The sequence below is a fragment of the Campylobacter concisus genome (assembly GCF_902460535.1).
GTDB lineage: Bacteria > Campylobacterota > Campylobacteria > Campylobacterales > Campylobacteraceae > Campylobacter_A > Campylobacter_A concisus_AS.
Window position 1 is genome coordinate 16,753 of the sequence record NZ_CABPTV010000002.1, and the last position, 17,777, is coordinate 34,529.

Below are 17,777 nucleotides of genomic sequence, written 5' to 3' on the forward strand. Positions count from 1 at the left end.
AAATTTAAATTTGATTTTGTATAATTGCCACATCTTGAAAATAAGGAGAACAAATGGGAAAATACATCGAACTCACAAAAGAAAATTTTGATGTAACAAAAGAAGGCGTTGCTCTAGTAGATTTCTGGGCTCCATGGTGCGGACCTTGCCGTATGCTAGCTCCAGTGATCGAAGAGCTTGCTGAAGACTTCGAGGGCAGAGCGAAAATTTGCAAGGTAAATACTGATGAAGTGCAAGATCTTGCAGTTGAGTTTGGCATCAGATCGATCCCAACATTGCTATTTTTCAAAAATGGCGAGCTAGTTGAGCAAATGGTCGGTGCGCAGTCAAAACAAGCCCTAACCGACAAACTAAATTCGCTTCTTTAATGAGCGAAAAAAGAAGAGGAAGCCTGCTTCCTCTTACCTATATATTTGGTTCATTTTTTGGTGCAGCTATGATAGCGGCTGCATTTGCGTATAGCAACTATCGTTTTTCACAATATAAATTTGTTGATTTTGCGAAGCTAGTTTTTTACGAAAAAAGCGAAATTTTCACTCCAAAAGAGCCAAAATACACGCTTTTAATCTTCAGTTCAAATCAATCAAAATTAGACGAAATTTTACCAACCAAAAATGAAACAGTTGTAGCAATCGATATCTTTCAAAAAAGATATGAGTCAAACTCAACACTAAAATACATAAGCTCTGATGTAAATACAGTCTTAGAGCTGATGCGAAATTTAAGCATCACGAAGCTACCTAGCAGTGTTGAGATAGTTCATCAAAGGGGCGAAATTTACAAACAAAATTCGTCCATAAATGTTTTAGAATAAAGGAAATTTATGCTTGATTTAGCGATCATCGGAGGCGGTCCAGCAGGACTAAGCGCCGGACTTTACGCCACTAGAGGCGGATTAAAAAATGTTGTAATGTTTGAAAAAGGCGAGCCTGGCGGTCAGATCACCTCTAGCTCAGAGATAGAAAACTACCCAGGTCAAAAAGCCCCTGGCGAGAGCGGTTTTGACTTTATGAGCACTTGGTGGAAGCAGTGCAGTGCATTTGGACTAGTTCATAAGTGGGCAAACGTTATTGGCGTTAGAAAAAATAACGACGGCAGCTTTGAAATTTTGCTTGAAGGTGGCAAGAGCGAGCAGGCAAAAGCTGTCATCGTAGCGACTGGATCAACCCCGAGACGTGCTGGCTTTAAAGGCGAGGACGAGTTCTTTGGTAAAGGCGTTAGCACATGCGCAACATGCGATGGCTTCTTTTACAAAAATAAAGAGGTAGTCGTTCTTGGCGGTGGCGACACAGCTGTTGAAGAGGCACTTTACCTAGCAAATATCTGCTCAAAAGTTTATCTAGTACATAGACGTGACGAGTTTAGAGCGGCACCAACAACCGTTGAAAAAGCTAGAAAAAATGAGAAGATCGAGTTTATAACAAGTGCGACTGTAAAAGAGGCGCTTGGCGATAATACGGGTTTAACAAAGATCGTGCTTGATACTAAAAATGGCGAACGCGTGCTTGATGTGCCGGGCATTTTCACCTTTGTCGGACTAAATGTAAATAACGAAATTTTAAAAGATGAAAACGGCAAATTTATCTGCGAAATGGCTGATGGCGGACAGGTCAAGACTAACCTTAAGATGCAAACTAGCCTAAAAGGGCTATTTGTAGCAGGCGACATCAGAGAGGACGCTCCAAAGCAAGTGGTTGTAGCAGCAGGTGATGGCGCAGTGGCTGCACTTAGCGCTATGAGCTACATAGAAAGCTTACATTAATACTCAAATTTAGCCAAATTTTTTGGCTAAATTTCTCTTTCGAAATAAACCGCTTTTAGCAAAATTTATTTTCAAAAATGATTGATTTTAGACTTATCAGAACTTTTTTTCAAAAATTGTATTAATAAAATAACTCTAAAACATAGTGCAATAGCCTTTTTTGCACAAAATAGGCAAAAGTAGGTGCGTCTAATAATTACCAAAATGATAATTTTTAATTAAATTCTAGCTACAAGTAGCCCTTTTCAAAAGCCATTTCGTAATCTCTCTATAATAAATTTTATGTTAAATTTCAACCAAAAATCAAAGGATAAATTTTGGTAAAAATAGGACTTTACGGCGCTAGCGGCAAGATGGCTCAAAGCATCATCTCTTGTTTAAAAGATGAAAAAGACGCCACTTTAAGCGTCGCTTTTAGCCAAAAAAATGAGGTTGAAAATTTAAGTAGCGAGCTTTTGACAAACGACTTTGCTAAATTTTTTGAAGCGTGCGACGTCATCATCGATTTTAGCCAAAAAGAGGCGACCGTAGCACTGCTAAACTACGCTAGAACTAACCCAAAACCACTAGTTATCGGCACAACTGGACTAAATGACGACGAGAAAAACTTGCTTCACCTAGCATCAGGCACTATGCCAATACTCTACGCAACAAACATGAGTCTAGGCGTAGCAGTGTTAAACCGCATAGCAAGGATAGCTTCGAAAGTTTTACGAGAATTTGATATAGAGATCGTCGAGCAGCACCACAGACACAAAAAGGACGCTCCAAGTGGCACTGCGATGACCTTAGCAGGCTGCGTGGCAGAGGCAAGGGATCTAAATTTAAAAGATGTTTTAGTAACAGGCAGAGCTGGCATGGTGGGTGCAAGAAGTAAAGACGAGATCGCAGTTATGGCGCTTCGTGGCGGCGACGTGGTCGGTCGTCACACGGTTGGCTTTTACAATGACGGCGAATTTATCGAGCTAAACCATACTGCAACTAGCAGAGCGACCTTTTCAAAGGGTGCCATTAAGGCTGCCATCTGGCTAAAAGATCAGAGCAGCGGTCTATACTCGATAGACGATAGTTTGGGGCTTGATGATTAAATTTAGTCTTGATGATGTAGAGAGCTACAAGCTAGAATTTGGCGATAAATTCTACCTACCAGAGCGCAAAAAGCGTCAAAATTTAAGAGCTGGTGAGTTGATTTGAGATGATGAAATTTAGTTTTAGCGCATGTGGATTGTTATAAATGGTGCAAATAACGGCGAATATACCGGCACTTTGGATAACAAGCCACTTACAAAAAGTGTTTGGCGTTGGCTATGAAATTTAACTGCAAAGATAAATTTAAAAAGATGAAAAGAGGATAAAAGATGTGTGCGATAGTTGGTATCATAAATTCTAAGGATGCGGCGAAAACGGCGTATTATGCGCTATTTTCTATGCAACACCGCGGTCAAGAGGCAAGTGGCATCAGCGTCTGTGACGACGGCGAGATCTCCACTCACAAGGGCAACGGCCTAGTCACCGAGGTCTTTAACGAAGAGATATTAAGCTCACTAAAAGGCGACATGGCGATCGGCCACAACCGCTACGCAACAGCTGGCAAAAACTCAGGCCGTGACGCCCAGCCAATAGCCGCCAACTACGCCCTAGGTCAAATTTCTATCGTTCACAACGGAAATTTGGTCAATAAAGACGAGGTTAGAGACGAGCTTATCAAAGATGGCGCGATTTTTCAGACAAATATGGACACAGAAAACATCATCCACCTCATCGCAAGAAACCACGACGAACACCTGCAAGATCGCATCATCGCAGCACTTGATAAGATAAAAGGTGCTTACTGCTTGCTCGTGCAGTCACGCCACAAGACCTTTGCCATTAGAGATCGCTGGGGTGTTAGGCCGCTAAGCCTTGGTAGGCTAAAAGATGGCGGATACATCGTAGCTAGCGAGACTTGCGCGTTTGATCTTGTGGGAGCGACATTTATAAGAGATGTTAGACCTGGCGAGATGATAGTTTTTGAGCATGGCAAGAGCGAGTTTCAAAGCTTGCAAATCTTCGAGCCAGATCCTAGAATTTGCGCCTTTGAGTACATCTACTTTGCGCGCCCAGATAGCGTGATAGAAGGCAAAAGCGTCTATGAAGTGAGAAAAAAGATGGGCGAAGTGCTAGCAAAAAAGAGCAAGGTAAAGGCTGACTTTGTAGTGCCAGTGCCAGATAGTGGCGTGCCAGCAGCGCTTGGATATGCAAATGAGAGCAAAATTCCATTTGAGCTAGCCATCACCAGAAACCACTATGTTGGCAGGACCTTTATCGAGCCAAGCCAAGAGATGAGAAATTTAAAGGTCAAACTAAAACTAAACCCAATGTCAAGCGTGCTAGCTGGTAAAAGCATCGTCGTGATCGATGATAGCATCGTTCGTGGCACCACTTCTAAAAAGGTGGTCGATCTCTTAAGACACGCAGGGGCGAAAGAAATTCACTTCAGAGTTGCGTGCCCTGAGCTAAAGTATCCTGAGCGATACGGCATCGACACACCAAGCTTTGAGGAGTTAATAAGCGCCAAAAAAAGCGTCGAAGAGGTCAGAGAATACATCGGAGCTGATAGCTTGGAGTTTTTGAGTATCGATGAGCTTAAAGAGAGCATCGGCAATGAGAGAAAATACTCGCTTGTAAGCTTTGATGGTGATTACTTCATAAAATGAGAAATTTAGTAGTTTTGCTGCTAGCAATACTCTTTTTTGCGGGCTGCTCACAAAAGGCACCTAGCAAAAAGGATGAAATTTCTATCATGGTGAGCTACTTTGAGCTAAATGGCAAAAAGCAGCAACTACTCATAAAAAGCATGCCAAATTTGGCTGATAAAAATGCCAGCGTGCCATTTTTTGGCATGATAAATTTCCTTGATAAAAATAAAACGACAAGTGCTTATTCTCTAGTAAGTGGCGTTATAAACGTCATTGAAGCAGACAACGCCTCTATAAATTTAAACAAAGCTAGTGACGTTTTAGCTCTTAAAAAAGCTAGCGAGATAAGATTTTATGAGATAAGGCCTGATGTGGTTGAGAGTGTTAAATTTAGATCACCAAACGGCGTTTGTGACGAGTTCTTGGCTCAAAAGCCAGTTTTTGTAAATGCGGCCACCAACTACTACTTAAGAGATGATAGCTTTTTTGCAAGTTTAATTGAGGCAAAATTTGTCTATAAAAAGGGCGCAAAGATCCTAAAAAAGGAGTTTGCTTATAGCATATCTGAGCCTAAAATCCTAGAAGAAGCTAAAGAATTTACACAAAAGTCAAACCAGCTTTTCTTAAACGATATGCAAAAACTTGGCAGACTGCTTGACATACTCTGCACATTTTAGCAAGCACTTAGACATTAAATTTATACTTTTTCATAGGCCTGCATCCTTTTAAAATTTATTTTAAGTACGGGGAGAGGTAGAATGCCTTTTTAAATCAAAAAGGAGATATCAAGATGAAAAAGCAAATTTTAGCTTCTATTTTAGTTGGTGCGCTTGCTATAAGTAGTGCCCCTGCATGGAGTTTATTTGGCGGTGATAGAGAAAAGCCAAATTATGATTATAGCGCCGATAAAAAGCTTATAGAAATAAATACTAGACCAATTAGCACTGACAATGCAAAATATTGGTGTTTTGACAAAGGTAATGATTTAGGTTGTCTTTCGCTAGAAAAACTAGAAGCTTTAGAGAGTAAAGACCTTAAAAAGGTTGTAAAATTCTACGGAAAAACCATTCCAGAATACTGCTACGATAAAAAATTTGCTCCAGCGTGCAATATACCAGCCATTGATTTAATTAGAGGAAAATTAGTTTATTTTGTAAGGAGTAGTGATGACAATGCAAAAAGAGATAACCTTTATTCTGATTATGCAAAAGCCCTTTCTGAGTCAAAAGCAGATGTAAAAATGCTTGAATATGACTGCAATGAACTAAAAGGTGCCTATATATGTAGAGATCTACGCGATATGTATAAATACTTAGGCGATAGAGAAAAGACTAAAGAGTATAACGATAAGATGAAAAATGGTGATGAAAAATGGAATTCTGTTCTTTATGATTATAAGCACATGCGATATATTCACAGTGATTATTCAAGCTGGTGGCTTTTAGAAAAGATAAAGTAATTAAATAAAGTATTTTCATTAAATTTAGCTGACTTGTAAATTTCTCCATTTTCAAGTCAGCCACTTTAAATTTAAAGCTAAATTTAGCCCCCTACTCTTTTAAATTTATCCTAAAGCATCTCTATAAATGCCTCGAGCCTTGTCTTGATCTGCCCAGCATCGCTTGTAGAAAAGTCCGTTTCAAGCGCCATATAAGGCGTATCTACCTCGCTACATGCCCTTTTTATATTAGCAGTTTCTACGTTATAGGTGTGACAGGCTTGCAGCACAACGTCGATCACGCCGTCCGCCTTATACTCTTTTATCATCTCTTGAAGCACATTTTCTCTATCTTTATTTGGCGACATGATCGAGCAAGGTATCGCCATGTAGCGTTTTGCTATGGCGCTGATTGGATCGTCATTTTCATCGACAAGGTTGCTAAAGTTTTTAGTTCCAGTGCAGTTTTCGTAAGCTACCACGACACCGCCTGCCTCTTCTATGGCTGGGACTATCTTGTCATAGACCCCGCCACTTGGACAGCCTGTGATGATGATGCGTTTGGCGTCCTTATGCACGGGTGAAATTTTGTCCCTCACGCACTCTTTTAGCTTATTTACGATGATCTCAAGGTCGCTTATCTGCTCCTTTTTATCAAATATAAAGCCATTTCCATATAACAGTGCGTGCAGCTCTTTGCCGTTCATCGGTGGTGGCGTTAGTTTCATGAAATTTTGAATTTCGCCCATCAGTTCGCGCTCTTTGTTAAATAGCCTGATAGAGTTTCTAAGCTCCTCATCGCTCACTTTCACGTCAAATTTAGCCTCCAGCCGCTCCTTTAGCTCCCTAACCTCATCTTGCCAAAGCTCTAGGCTCTTTTGGCTCTTGAAGTGTGGCAAGTGCATGACGTAGACGTCTTTAAACTCACCCATTAGCTCATACATCTTTTTCTTGCCGTCGCAGGTAGTCTCGCCGATAACGATATCAGAGTTTCGCACAAATGGGCACTTGTTTGCCTTGGCAAAGCCATAGCTTGCCTTTATGAGCGGACAGAGGTTTTTAGGCAGGTATTTTTCGCCCTCGACCACGGCGTTATCACCAGTAGCGCAGACGCTCACACTATAGGCATTTGCCGCGTGGATGATCTCTCTTGGCGTGTAAGTGCAAAAGATAGCAGCGATCTTTTGGCCGCTATTTTTAACCGCTTCGACGTTTTGGGCTAAATTTTTCTTAGCGCTGTCATAGGTAGCGAAAATTTCGCTCAAATTCATACTCTCATTTATTGCCATCTTCTCTCCTTAAATTTCTTATCCCTGCAAGGCCAGCGCCGATCGCACCGCAGTAGATCGCATCTTTGTGCGTAGCGACCCCAGCTTGCAAACAAACTTCTAAATTTTCTCTCACATACTCGCTCTTACTAAAGCCACCGCTTAGAAAATAGCTCGTATTTGCCTGTTTTTTGACCAAATTTGAAATTTTATTTATAGCTGAGGCGATCACCGCTTTTGCGATATTTTCTCGTGAGACGTTTTGAGCGATGAGGCTTATGATCTCAGACTCCGCAAAGACCGTGCACATCGAGCTTATGGCGATATCTTTGTCGCTATTTTTAGCAAGGCTTGTAAGCTCATCAAATCTAACTCCAAGGCGATTTGACATAATTTCAAGAAATTTACCAGTGCCGGCTGAGCATTTATCATTCATCGTAAAGTCCGTCACTGCGCCATTTTCAAGCTTGATAGCCTTCGTATCTTGGCCGCCCACGTCTATAACAGTGCAGTCGCTTTTGCAAAAGTAGTGCACCCCAAGTGCGTGACAGGTGATCTCTGTAAGCGTTTTATCAGCGTATGGCACCGAGACTCTGCCATATCCAGTCGCTGTAAAATATAGCTCGCCAAGGCTTAAAGCTAAAACTCGCTCTTTTATAAGCATAGCCGTATCTGCGCTGCTCCAGCCAGTTGGGAGTAAAAATAGCTCCTTTATCTCGCCGCTAGCTTCCATGACTGCTACTTTTGCAGAAGTTGAGCCTATATCGATTCCGATTGAGTGCATTTTGTATCCAAAAAAGGTCTTTCTAAAACTTAGAACTGGCGTGATTTTACTCCCTTTAAGACAAATTTGTCAATAAATAAGACTAGATTTACAGCTAGATTAATTTAAAGCTATTTAAAAGGAATTTTAGTAATATATGAAGATTTTTATCATAAAGGATATATATGAAAAATGTTTTAAAATTTAGTGCAGCTCTAGTGATCGCAGCGCTTTTTACTGGATGTGCAAGCGAGAGCTCAAGAGTGGTCGAAACTCCAAAAGTAGCAAGCTACGGCTCAGTTTATAATGGACAAAAAGTCTCAGTTTCTATTGGTCGCTTTAATAACCAATCAGCCTATCAAAACGGCGTTTTTGGTGACGGCGAGGATAGACTTGGTAACCAAGCTCAAAGCATCCTAATCACAAATTTACAGCAAAGCGGTAGATTTTCAGTGCTTGAAAGATCAAATATGTCAGTCCTCAAACAAGAGAGCGAGCTAAGCAAAGAGGCTCAAAATTTAAAAGGCTCAAGATACGTCATAACTGGCGATGTGACCGAATTTGGACGCAAAACAACAGGCGATCACCAGCTTTTTGGCATACTTGGCAGAGGTAAAAAGCAAACCGCCTACTCAAAGGTAAATTTAAACGTTGTTGATACAAAAACGGCTGAGGTTGTCTATTCGGTTAGCGGTGCTGGCGAATACACTCTCTCAAACAGAGAGATCATCGGCTTTGGCGGCACCGCAGGATACGACTCTACGCTAAATGGCAAGGTGCTAAGCCTAGCGATAGTTGAAGCGGTAAATAACCTAGTAAATGGCATAGAGAGCGGAGCATGGCAAGTAAAATAAAACTTACCTGCCTTGCGCTTTTTGCGCTATTGCTTGCAGGTTGCAATCAACCAGATACACCAAGGTCGCTTTACTACTGGGATGGCACGTATAACAATGCTTTATACACATATCTAAATGAGGGCGGTGATGCAAACGAGCAAATTTCACATTTAGAAAATTTGATCCAGACATCTATACAAAAGGGCTACAAGGTTGCGCCAGGCGTATATGCACACCTTGGACTTTTATACCTAAATAACGGGAATTTAGGCGTTGCGAATGCAAATTTTGACAAAGAAGTGGAAAATTTTCCAGAGTCAAGAGAGTTTATAAATTTCATCAAAGGCTCAAGAAATTTAGTTCAAACACCTAAAGTAGAGGAGGCCAAAAATGAAAAATAGCCTTAAATTTATAGCTGTGGCAATTTTGGCGATATTTTTTACTGGATGTTCCGTAAAAGAGCCTGAGCCATACGACTACTCAGCCTTTTTACAAAAAAAGCCACGCTCCATCCTAGTGCTCATGCCAACAAACGATAGCACTGATGTGACAGGCTCAGCAGCAGTTTTGGCTAACGCAGTAGCTCCACTTAGTGAGGTTGGATACTATGTATTCCCAGTGACTCTTGTAAATGATACATTTAAGCAAAATGGCATAACCGAGCCAAATGAGATCGCAGCAGTGCCACTAAATAAGCTTGATAAAATTTTCCACGCCGATAGCGTGCTTTACATAAACATAAAAGACTACGGCACGAGCTATGCTGTTATTTCAAGCTCTACAAAGGTCGTCCTTGAAGCAAAGTTAATCGACATAAAAAGCGGTGCTAAGCTCTGGGAAGGAACTGCAACAGCTATAGAAGATAGCAGTAGCGGTCAAAGTAGCCTGCTTGGCATGCTAGTCTCAGCCGTCATCTCACAGGTGGCAAATACCATCTCAGATAGATCATATGATCTAGCGGCAATGGCCGATGCCTATCTCTTTTCTAGCAACTGCCACAACTGCATACTGTATGGGCCATATTCGCCGCACTACGGCAAAGACGCCCAGCTACATAAAGATAGATAAATTTAATGTCCAGCCACCAACTAGGAGTGCTTCTTACGCTAGTTGGTGGCGTACTTTGGGGATTTAGCGGAGTTTGCGGGCAGTATCTTTTCTCGCAGGGCATTAGCGCTGATTTTTTAGTACCTTATAGACTCTTGCTAGCTGGTGCTTTTATCGTGCTCTACTACGCTTTTAAGGCTCCAAAGGCCGTTTTTGCGCCACTTACTGACGTAAAACTGCTAGCAGAGCTTCTTATATATGCCATACTTGGACTCATGATGACGCAGTATGCTTATTTTTACTCTATCGAGCTCTCAAACGCCGCAGTTGCGACCGTCATTCAATACACTGCCCCAGTTCTTATCCTAGTCATCATCTGCCTAAAAGAGAAAAGAGCGCCAAGGCCGCTTGAAATTTTAGCCCTACTCTGCGCGATGCTTGGGGTCTTTTTTCTAGCCACGCACGCTCAAATTTCATCTCTTGTCATCTCACCAAAAGCGCTATTTTGGTGCTTGGTAAGTACTGTTTGCGTCTGCGTTTATAACCTTGCACCAACAAGGCTAAATGCCAAATACTCAGTCGCTCTCACGCTTGGCTGGGGCATGGTGATAGGTGGCGTGGTGCTTTGCCTTTATATGAGAGTGTGGGAGTTTGTGGGGCTTAGTGGCACGGCGCAGTGGCTAGCATTTTTCGCCATTATCACGCTTGGCACGATATTTGCATTTAGTTTTTATATGACTGGAGTTAAGCTCATAGGCGCCTCGAAAGCTAGCATGATAGCCTGCGTAGAGCCATTAAGTGCGGCCTTTTTTGGCTACTTTTGGCTCGGGACAAAGTTCATCTTTTGGGACTTTTTAGGCTTTGCTCTCATCATATCTTGCATATTTTTACTTTCAAAGAAGAGAGATGATATACCTAGCACAAACTGACACGACAGCTGGCTTTTTAAGCAAGGACTACAAGGAGATAAACCACGCCAAAATGCGAAGTGAGGGCAAACCTTGCCTCATCACGACGGCTAAATTTAGCGTTTTACATGAGCTTGCAAGAGTGCCAAAAAAATATAAAAATTTCATCCGTCGCTCGAGAAAGACGACATTTTTATATCCAAATTTAAAGGCTATCAGAGTCGTAAAAGAGTGCGAACACGAGAAATTTTTAACCAAATTTGACTGGCTTTACTCAAGCAGCGCAAACAAAAATGGCATGAAATTTGATGAAGCTTGGGCTAGAAGAGTGGCTGATGAAGTGGTAGATGAGCATTTCTTTGAAGATAGACCATCAAAAATTTATAAAATTTCAAAATCCAAACTAAAAAAGATCCGTTAGTTAAATTTACGCCCTGCACTTTTTATAAATGTAGGTAGCTTTGTTGTGGTTTGAGATGATAAATTTGCTAAATTTCACAGCTTGCAAGAGCGGTTTTAGAAAAGTATTTTTTAGTTAAAACCTAAATTTAAACCAACATAGCTCTGCTAACTAGATAAATTTGCAAATAGCTGGGCTAAATTTAACCTATTTTTTATCATAAACCTCGTCCTAGACTATCTTTTTTGAAATTTAAGGTCAGCAACTTTAGCCAAGCACTAACCAATACAAATTTGAGCCAATATATAATGCCTACAAAACCAAAATTTATATCGATCAAAACCTACCAACTCGCATAAATTTACAAATTTAGAGCAAGAAAGGACTAAATTTCATTAAATTTAGCTCATTTGTGCAGATAAAGTAGCCATTCGATGTAACACCACTACAACCACGCAAGTAAGTTCAGTCAAGCCACAAATTTAAAATTTTAGCCACTGCCAAAATTTTAGTGCAGAGATAGTCAAATAAGTAAATTTAATAGCTCTCAAAAACTAAATTTAACCCTTTTGTAAATTCAAATAAACCAATCCACTTACCATAACTGATTGCTTTTTGCGGGCAAAAATAGTCTTTATAAAATGCAAACTACTCTATAAATTCTTCGTGACGGCATCAGATCAGGCAAATTTACTTACCAAGCATAAATTTACAAATTTAAAGCGCCAGAATCAAAAGATAGCCTTTATAAATTTAAAGCAGCCAAGCCCTAAATTTGACTAAATTTAGCCAACTCCACTTGGCATAAAGAGATAAATTTACAAACTAGATTATTAAATTTGGTTTTAGGATTTAAATTTCACTTGCTAGCCCCTTTGGCTGGTACCAAAGGGAATTTGCTAGCAAATTTTGATTATAGTTTTGCTTTTCTTTTGCGCTCTGTTGGGTCTAAATAGCGCTTGCGAACGCGGATATTTATAGGCGTAACCTCGACTAGCTCGTCGTCCTCTATCCACTCAAGCGCACGCTCAAGACTTAGCTTTCTAGGCGGTACTAGCTTGATCGCGTCGTCACTACCGCTTGCACGCACGTTCGTTAGGTTTTTACCTTTTATTGGATTTACATCAAGGTCGTTTGGACGGCTGTGCTCGCCGATGATCATGCCCACATATACTTTTGCCTGCGGATCAAGAAATAGCACGCCACGATCTTGCAAGTTAAATAGCGAATAAGCAAGCGTTACACCGTTTTCCATAGAAACTAGCGCGCCGTTTGTTCTGTGCTCGACGGTGCCGCTAAGTGGCCTAAATTCCAAAAAGCTGTGGTTCATAACGCCCTCGCCTTTTGTATCAGTCAAAAACTGGCTTCTAAAACCAATAAGTCCGCGAGCTGGGATCTCAAATTCTATCCTTGTTTGGCCGTCGCCTGTTGGGTTCATAGAGACCATTTCAGCTTTTCTTTTGCCAAGCTTTTCTATGACCGTTCCTGTCGTATCATCAGGCGCGTCGATCACTAAAAGCTCGTATGGCTCGCACTTTACGCCGTTTATCTCCTTTACGATGACCTCAGGTCTGCCAAGTAAAAACTCATAGCCCTCGCGGCGCATATTTTCAGCCAAAATGGTGATCTGAAGCTCACCACGACCGCTTACTTTAAATTTGCCCTCGCCGATGTTTTCATACTTCATCGCGATATTTGTCTTCATCTCGTTTGCAAGGCGCTCATCGATCTTGTTTGATGTGACGTGTTTGCCTTCAGTGCCTGCAAGTGGGCCATCATTTACAGAAAATACAACGCTAAGGGTTGGCTCTTCGATATGGAGCGGATCAAGCGGATGAGGGTTGTTTGGATCAACGACGCTATCGCCAACGTCAAGCGCGTCAAAGCCAGCGATCGCTACGATGTCGCCAGTGCCAGCCTCGTTTATATCGATCCTATCAAGTCCCATAAAGCCGATGAGTTTTGAAATTCTACCAGTTGTCTTTGTGCCATCAGCCTTTGCAAGCATAACATTTTGGTTTTTAGCTATCTTGCCGTTAAAAATCCTCGCAATGCCGATCTTGCCGACGTAGTTGTCATAATCAAGCGTGAAAACTTGAAGCTGAAGTGGGTTCTCGTCGCTACCACTTGGAGCTGGTACGTGAGCTAGGATAGTCTCAAAAAGCGGCTGCATATCTTTGTTTTCATCACTTAGTTTTAGCTTTGCGTAGCCATTTTTAGCAGCAGCATAAACGACTGGAAATTCTAGCTGCTCGTCATTTGCGTCAAGTGCGACAAAAAGGTCAAAAATTTCATTTATAACGCGGTCTGGATCGCCTGCTGGCTTATCTATCTTATTTACGACGACGATTGGGCGAAGTCCAAGAGATAGCGCCTTTTTGACGACAAATTTAGTTTGTGGCATAACACCTTCTTGCGCATCGACAAGTAGTAAAACGCCATCAACCATCTTAAGAACACGCTCAACCTCGCCACCAAAGTCGGCGTGGCCCGGGGTGTCAATGATGTTGATCTTTGTATCTTTGTAGCGAATGGCGGTGTTTTTAGAAAGGATCGTGATGCCACGCTCTCTTTCGATGTCGTTGCTATCCATTACGCGCTCGCCAAGGTTTTGATGCTCGTTAAATGTTCCTGACTGCTTCAAAAGCTCATCAACCATTGTTGTTTTACCGTGGTCGACGTGCGCGATGACGGCTATATTTCGTATCTTTTCCAAATTTTTCTCCGTTTATTAGTTTGATATTTTCGCTTCATTAGTTTTTAAATAGGGGCAGATTATAGCCAAATTTTTATAAATTTTAAGCTGATATCAAGAAATTAATTTTTGGAATAGATTTTGCATGTAAGCGTTAAGTTTTTAAATTTAAAGGGATTAAATGCAAGCTTACACAGCGAAAAATAACGTAGATTTGCTAGCTCCTGCGGCTACCAAAAAGCCTGCAGCTGCGAAGAAGTCTCAAAACAACGGCGAGTTTTTGTCGATGGTTTTGGATGCGGCTGCGAGCAAGGCAAATAGCGGTCAAAAGATCACTGAAAAGGATGTCAAAGAGATAGTAAAAACCGTTGATATCCAAAAAGAGACGATAGAAAAGGCGCAAAACGAAAGCGTGGCAAAAATTTCAACCGCACTTGAAGAAAATTTGGACGAAGATACAAAAAATGAGCTCTATGAAAATGCAAATTTCATGCAGCTTTTGCAAGTTTTAGAGATACTAAATGGCAATGAAAAAGTAAGTAAATTTCCAAATTTCAGCGACAAAATAGCAAATTTCTTAAGTGTGCCCCAAAACGTCGAAGAGCTTAGCAATGTTAAAAGCGTTAGCGATCTTATCGACCTTGCTAAGAAATTTGACCTTGGCCTTGAAAATATAGAAATTTCAAATGAAGATGTGCCAAAACTAAACGAGATGTTTAAAAATTTGGGCAAGCAGGAATTTTTCACGCCGATAAAGACTGAAGACAAGCCTTTTTACCTAAAAGAGCTAAAAAACGAGGTCGAGCAAACTATCATCAAAAACGAGCCAAAAGAGGTCGTAAAGCTTGATACTTTGCTAAAAGAGGTAGTGGCAAATCCAACAAATGAAGTTAAAAATTTAGTCAAAGAAGAGCCTAAAAAGCTAGATAGCGAAGTAAAGCTTGATGATGAGCTTGTGGATGTTGAGCCAGAGGAGCAGCCAAAAGAGCCAAAAGTAAAGGTAAATTTACACGAGCAAAAGGCGCAAAAAGCCCCAACTCTTGAGTCGCTACTCTTTCCAGAAAGAGAGCAGATGAGCGAGGCTGAGCCGAGCGAGGAGACCTTTAGCAGTGATAATAAATCAGAGCTAAATCAAATGGTAAAAGACATCGCAAACAGCGCTAAACACCAGCTTCAGACAAAGGCGGAGATAAAAGAGACGCTTAGTAATTTCTCTTCTACGCTAAAAGAGCAGGTGCAAAACTACAAAGCGCCGATCACTCGCTTTAACATCACGCTTAACCCGCTAAATTTAGGCGAGGTCGAGATCACGATGGTTAATCGCGGCAATAATTTGCATGTAAATTTTAACTCTACAACGGCTACGATGAACCTCTTTTTACAAAACCAGGCTGAGTTTAAAAACAGCCTTGTAAATATGGGATTTACCGAGCTTGAGATGAATTTCTCAGACCAAAACCAAAGACAAGAAAAAAGAGAACAAGCAAAGAATAAATATAGCTCAAATCAAAGCGACGAGAGCGAAAACGCCCAAGCGGAACAAAGCTTGCTTGAGCTAGTAATACCAAGATATATTTAGGAGAGATTATGGCTTCAGTTTCAGATATAACTACACAAACAACGCAGCAAAAAAACGCCGAAAAAAAGGCAAAAGCAAGACAAGACGCTGCAGCTAGCACAGGAACTAATCCAAATGGACAGCTAGACAAAGATGCATTTATGAAGCTACTTTTAACAGAGCTTCAGCATCAAGACCCAACAAGCCCTATGGATACTGAAAAGATGCTAACGCAAACTAGCCAGCTAGCGTCAGTCGAGATGCAAGAAAACACAAACAAAGCGATGAAAGAGCTAGTAAGTCAGCTAAAATCAAACGCAAACGCCTACGCTATCTCAGCCCTTGGCAAGATGGTCTCAACTGGCTCAAATGCAGTCACACTAAAAGATGAGAAAAAAGATGCAAAATTTGCGCTTTACTTTAAGACAGATCTTGCAAATGGCAAAATCGAGGTCAAAAATGCAAATGGTCAAGTCGTAAGAACAACTGATCTAAACGAGACAAATGCAGGCGTTCATAACCTAGCTTGGGACGGCAAAGACGCGTCTGGCAACCAAGTGCCAAATGGCTCATATACCATTTCGGCAACTTACACTGGCAAAGATGGTAAAGAGTACAAAACGCAAATAGGCAACTACCCAGTCGAGGCGGTGAAATTTGTAGATGGCAAGGCTATGATGAAAGTAGCTGGCGAATACGTTTCAATGGATAAAGTATCTGAATATTACGAGGGCTAAAAGCCATGATGAGAGGTTTTTACAACGGGGTTAGCGGCATCAAGACACAAAGCTTTGGCATGGATGTTTGGTCAAACAACATCTCAAACATAAACAATGTCGGTTTCAAAGCTTCAATCCCTGAGTTTAAAAATTTAATAAACCAAAACCTAGTCTCAGCAGGAAGTGGCCCGACTAGCGATCAAGTGGGACTTGGAGCTACCAAGCAAACGACTGCACTTGATATGTCAAATGGTAGCTTTCAAAGCACTGATAACAACTTTGACCTTGCCATAGGCGGAGATGGCTTCTTTGGCGTTGTCGATAAAACAGGCAAAAACTACTACACAAGAACAGGCACTTTTGACATAGATGCGGCTGGAAATTTAGTAGATACTAGGGGAAATTTACTCCTTGGCACGCTTGCAAATTTCACTCCAACCACGCCAAGTGCGAGCGCTCTTAGAAAATACGGTCAAACTTCAAGCACCCCACAAGCTTACACGGTCTCGCAAGAGGAGCTAAGTCTGGGCGATCCTGGCTCACAAAAGGGCATAACACTGCCTCATTTTTTATTTATGCCAGCTGAGGCTACTACAAACATCAGCCTAAAAGGCAACCTAAACTCAAGCCGCATAACAGATAAAAAAACGACAGCCCTTGAGGCTAGCGAATACGCCTACACGCTTGATAATACAAACAAGACGATCTCACTAAATGGGCAGATCCCGCTAAGTACCACATCTCTTGGCGCAAAAGCTGGCGACAGCGTGGTCGTAAAAGTAAAAGACGGCGATGGTAAATTTAGCGAGTTTTCAACCACACTTGAGGGTGACGGCACTTGGCAGATAAACGACAAGAGCCTTAAATTTATGGATTTTGCAAATTTAGAGGTAAATGCTGAAGTCACTTCGCTCGTTGAAGTGCCAAACAAAGAAAAGCTAACCTCTGATATCTACAACGCAGACGGCACAAAGAGCTTGGTCACTATAAATTTAACCAAGCAGATCCCACAAACTGGCGACCAGACTATCTGGGACGCTGTGGCAACGATAACTGATGCTAGCGGAGCCGTGCAAAATACAGCGATGGGCTCACTTACATTTAATGGCAGTGGCAGGCTTGTGGCAAATACACTAACGAGCGTTGGCGGCGTAAATTTAAACTTCGAGGGCGATGGCGATGCGGACGTTTATAACGGTATGACAAGCTCAGCAAACGCCAGAAAAGACTTCAACATAAAAAGAGATGGCTACGCTGAGGGGCTACTTTCAAAATATAGCGTCGATGATCGTGGCAACATCATGGCAAATTTCGACAACACTCGTGCATTTGCGGTGGCAAAAGTGGCCCTTTATCACTTTATAAACGACCAAGGCGTGGCAAAGGTTGGCGACAATCTCTATGAAGCCACAGCCAACTCTGGCGAGCCATTTTTTTACAAAAATAAAGCTGGCGAAACCGTTTATGGGGCGCAAATTTTGGCAAATAAGCTTGAGATGAGTAACGTCGATCTTGGTCAAGCACTAAGCGAGGTGATCGTCACGCAAAAGGCCTACGAAGCGAGCGCAAAAAGCATCACAACAAGCGACGAGATGATACAAACTGCTATCCAGATGAAGAAATAATCCTTAAATTAAATTTGGGCGAGCAATCGCCCTATTTTATAACTTTAAATTTACTTTAAACCTTTCAAGTCCCCTAAAAT

At 41.5% G+C, this 17,777-nt stretch carries 17 protein-coding genes and 1 pseudogene; 15 read left to right on the forward strand and 3 right to left on the reverse strand.

Annotated features, from left to right (window positions below; genetic code table 11):
- The first annotated feature begins 53 nt into the window (after nucleotides 1–53).
- The 7 genes from trxA (at nucleotide 54) to FZ945_RS01710 (ending at nucleotide 5,899) form a co-directional block, all read left to right on the forward strand.
- Complete coding sequence (trxA, locus tag FZ945_RS01680; protein ID WP_087586842.1) at nucleotides 54–368, forward strand: thioredoxin; 315 nt, start codon at nucleotides 54–56, stop codon at nucleotides 366–368.
- A complete protein-coding gene (locus FZ945_RS01685; RefSeq protein ID WP_103590356.1) occupies nucleotides 368–814 on the forward strand; it encodes a hypothetical protein in 447 nt (148 codons plus the stop codon). Before trxA ends, FZ945_RS01685 begins: the two co-directional genes overlap by 1 nt.
- A 9-nt stretch (nucleotides 815–823) precedes the next feature.
- Nucleotides 824–1,762 (forward strand): NAD(P)/FAD-dependent oxidoreductase, encoded by a 939-nt coding sequence (locus FZ945_RS01690; protein ID WP_148802061.1) that lies wholly within the window; start codon nucleotides 824–826, stop codon nucleotides 1,760–1,762.
- Nucleotides 1,763–2,079: 317 nt separating this feature from the next.
- Nucleotides 2,080–2,850 carry a 4-hydroxy-tetrahydrodipicolinate reductase gene (gene dapB / locus FZ945_RS01695; protein WP_012001050.1) on the forward strand — a complete coding sequence of 257 codons (771 nt, stop codon included), beginning with the start codon at nucleotides 2,080–2,082 and terminating at the stop codon, nucleotides 2,848–2,850.
- Nucleotides 2,851–3,120: 270 nt separating this feature from the next.
- Nucleotides 3,121–4,458, forward strand: coding sequence for an amidophosphoribosyltransferase (purF, locus tag FZ945_RS01700; RefSeq protein WP_148802062.1), 1,338 nt, complete (start codon nucleotides 3,121–3,123; stop codon nucleotides 4,456–4,458).
- Nucleotides 4,455–5,117 carry a DUF8095 domain-containing protein gene (locus FZ945_RS01705; protein ID WP_103651855.1) on the forward strand — a complete coding sequence of 221 codons (663 nt, stop codon included), beginning with the start codon at nucleotides 4,455–4,457 and terminating at the stop codon, nucleotides 5,115–5,117. The genes purF and FZ945_RS01705 overlap by 4 nt, the downstream gene beginning before the upstream one ends.
- Nucleotides 5,118–5,230: 113 nt before the next feature.
- On the forward strand, nucleotides 5,231–5,899 hold the full coding sequence (locus tag FZ945_RS01710) for a hypothetical protein (protein ID WP_148802064.1): 669 nt from the start codon (nucleotides 5,231–5,233) through the stop codon (nucleotides 5,897–5,899).
- 110 nt (nucleotides 5,900–6,009) lie between these two features.
- On the opposite strand, the gene FZ945_RS01715 is transcribed toward FZ945_RS01710, so the two are convergent.
- Together FZ945_RS01715 and FZ945_RS01720 are read right to left on the reverse strand one after the other, a co-directional pair.
- Nucleotides 6,010–7,167 (reverse strand): double-cubane-cluster-containing anaerobic reductase, encoded by a 1,158-nt coding sequence (locus tag FZ945_RS01715; RefSeq protein ID WP_148802066.1) that lies wholly within the window; start codon nucleotides 7,165–7,167, stop codon nucleotides 6,010–6,012.
- The gene (locus tag FZ945_RS01720; protein WP_148802068.1) at nucleotides 7,154–7,930 is read right to left on the reverse strand and encodes an acyl-CoA dehydratase activase; all 777 of its coding nucleotides are present in this window, start codon (nucleotides 7,928–7,930) and stop codon (nucleotides 7,154–7,156) included. Before FZ945_RS01720 ends, FZ945_RS01715 begins: the two co-directional genes overlap by 14 nt.
- A 164-nt stretch (nucleotides 7,931–8,094) precedes the next feature.
- Here FZ945_RS01720 and FZ945_RS01725 point away from each other — a divergent pair, with 164 nt between their 5' ends.
- Genes FZ945_RS01725 through FZ945_RS01745 form a run of 5 tightly spaced genes read left to right on the forward strand, consistent with a single transcriptional unit; the run spans nucleotide 8,095 to nucleotide 11,121 of the window.
- Nucleotides 8,095–8,763, forward strand: coding sequence for a CsgG/HfaB family protein (locus FZ945_RS01725; RefSeq protein ID WP_148802070.1), 669 nt, complete (start codon nucleotides 8,095–8,097; stop codon nucleotides 8,761–8,763).
- Nucleotides 8,748–9,146 carry a DUF4810 domain-containing protein gene (locus FZ945_RS01730; RefSeq protein WP_107832293.1) on the forward strand — a complete coding sequence of 133 codons (399 nt, stop codon included), beginning with the start codon at nucleotides 8,748–8,750 and terminating at the stop codon, nucleotides 9,144–9,146. Before FZ945_RS01725 ends, FZ945_RS01730 begins: the two co-directional genes overlap by 16 nt.
- On the forward strand, nucleotides 9,136–9,813 hold the full coding sequence (locus tag FZ945_RS01735) for a DUF799 domain-containing protein (protein WP_148802072.1): 678 nt from the start codon (nucleotides 9,136–9,138) through the stop codon (nucleotides 9,811–9,813). Before FZ945_RS01730 ends, FZ945_RS01735 begins: the two co-directional genes overlap by 11 nt.
- Before the next feature lie 5 nt (nucleotides 9,814–9,818).
- A complete protein-coding gene (locus FZ945_RS01740) occupies nucleotides 9,819–10,721 on the forward strand; it encodes a DMT family transporter (RefSeq protein WP_148802074.1) in 903 nt (300 codons plus the stop codon).
- Entirely contained in the window at nucleotides 10,699–11,121 is a 423-nt protein-coding gene (locus tag FZ945_RS01745) for a Sua5 YciO YrdC YwlC family protein (RefSeq protein ID WP_148802076.1), read from the forward strand. The genes FZ945_RS01740 and FZ945_RS01745 overlap by 23 nt, the downstream gene beginning before the upstream one ends.
- An 892-nt stretch (nucleotides 11,122–12,013) precedes the next feature.
- On the opposite strand, the gene typA is transcribed toward FZ945_RS01745, so the two are convergent.
- Nucleotides 12,014–13,816 (reverse strand): translational GTPase TypA, encoded by a 1,803-nt coding sequence (gene typA, locus FZ945_RS01750; RefSeq protein ID WP_004317297.1) that lies wholly within the window; start codon nucleotides 13,814–13,816, stop codon nucleotides 12,014–12,016.
- A gap of 1,246 nt (nucleotides 13,817–15,062) precedes the next feature.
- On the opposite strand from typA, the pseudogene fliK reads away from it, so the two are divergent.
- The 3 genes and pseudogenes from fliK to FZ945_RS01765 all read left to right on the forward strand — a co-directional run.
- A pseudogene (fliK, locus tag FZ945_RS10690) lies at nucleotides 15,063–15,261 on the forward strand (flagellar hook-length control protein FliK); the annotation flags it as partial.
- A 121-nt stretch (nucleotides 15,262–15,382) separates the two neighbouring features.
- Nucleotides 15,383–16,090, forward strand: coding sequence for a flagellar basal body rod modification protein (locus FZ945_RS01760; RefSeq protein WP_148802080.1), 708 nt, complete (start codon nucleotides 15,383–15,385; stop codon nucleotides 16,088–16,090).
- Nucleotides 16,091–16,095: 5 nt separating this feature from the next.
- On the forward strand, nucleotides 16,096–17,697 hold the full coding sequence (locus FZ945_RS01765; RefSeq protein WP_148802082.1) for a flagellar hook-basal body complex protein: 1,602 nt from the start codon (nucleotides 16,096–16,098) through the stop codon (nucleotides 17,695–17,697).
- The last annotated feature ends 80 nt before the right edge of the window (nucleotides 17,698–17,777 follow it).

What these genes read in the sequence shown, in the direction of transcription:
- FZ945_RS01745 (WP_148802076.1), top strand. Translation starts at nt 10,699, where the DNA reads ATGATATACCTAGCACAAACTGACACGACAGCTGGCTTTTTAAGCAAG.
- FZ945_RS01740 (WP_148802074.1), top strand. Translation starts at nt 9,819, where the DNA reads ATGTCCAGCCACCAACTAGGAGTGCTTCTTACGCTAGTTGGTGGCGTA.
- purF (WP_148802062.1), top strand. Translation starts at nt 3,121, where the DNA reads ATGTGTGCGATAGTTGGTATCATAAATTCTAAGGATGCGGCGAAAACG.
- FZ945_RS01690 (WP_148802061.1), top strand. Translation starts at nt 824, where the DNA reads ATGCTTGATTTAGCGATCATCGGAGGCGGTCCAGCAGGACTAAGCGCC.
- FZ945_RS01710 (WP_148802064.1), top strand. Translation starts at nt 5,231, where the DNA reads ATGAAAAAGCAAATTTTAGCTTCTATTTTAGTTGGTGCGCTTGCTATA.
- FZ945_RS01730 (WP_107832293.1), top strand. Translation starts at nt 8,748, where the DNA reads ATGGCAAGTAAAATAAAACTTACCTGCCTTGCGCTTTTTGCGCTATTG.
- FZ945_RS01715 (WP_148802066.1), bottom strand. Translation starts at nt 7,167, where the DNA reads ATGGCAATAAATGAGAGTATGAATTTGAGCGAAATTTTCGCTACCTAT.
- FZ945_RS01705 (WP_103651855.1), top strand. Translation starts at nt 4,455, where the DNA reads ATGAGAAATTTAGTAGTTTTGCTGCTAGCAATACTCTTTTTTGCGGGC.
- FZ945_RS01725 (WP_148802070.1), top strand. Translation starts at nt 8,095, where the DNA reads ATGAAAAATGTTTTAAAATTTAGTGCAGCTCTAGTGATCGCAGCGCTT.
- trxA (WP_087586842.1), top strand. Translation starts at nt 54, where the DNA reads ATGGGAAAATACATCGAACTCACAAAAGAAAATTTTGATGTAACAAAA.
- FZ945_RS01760 (WP_148802080.1), top strand. Translation starts at nt 15,383, where the DNA reads ATGGCTTCAGTTTCAGATATAACTACACAAACAACGCAGCAAAAAAAC.
- FZ945_RS01735 (WP_148802072.1), top strand. Translation starts at nt 9,136, where the DNA reads ATGAAAAATAGCCTTAAATTTATAGCTGTGGCAATTTTGGCGATATTT.
- FZ945_RS01720 (WP_148802068.1), bottom strand. Translation starts at nt 7,930, where the DNA reads ATGCACTCAATCGGAATCGATATAGGCTCAACTTCTGCAAAAGTAGCA.
- FZ945_RS01685 (WP_103590356.1), top strand. Translation starts at nt 368, where the DNA reads ATGAGCGAAAAAAGAAGAGGAAGCCTGCTTCCTCTTACCTATATATTT.
- FZ945_RS01765 (WP_148802082.1), top strand. Translation starts at nt 16,096, where the DNA reads ATGATGAGAGGTTTTTACAACGGGGTTAGCGGCATCAAGACACAAAGC.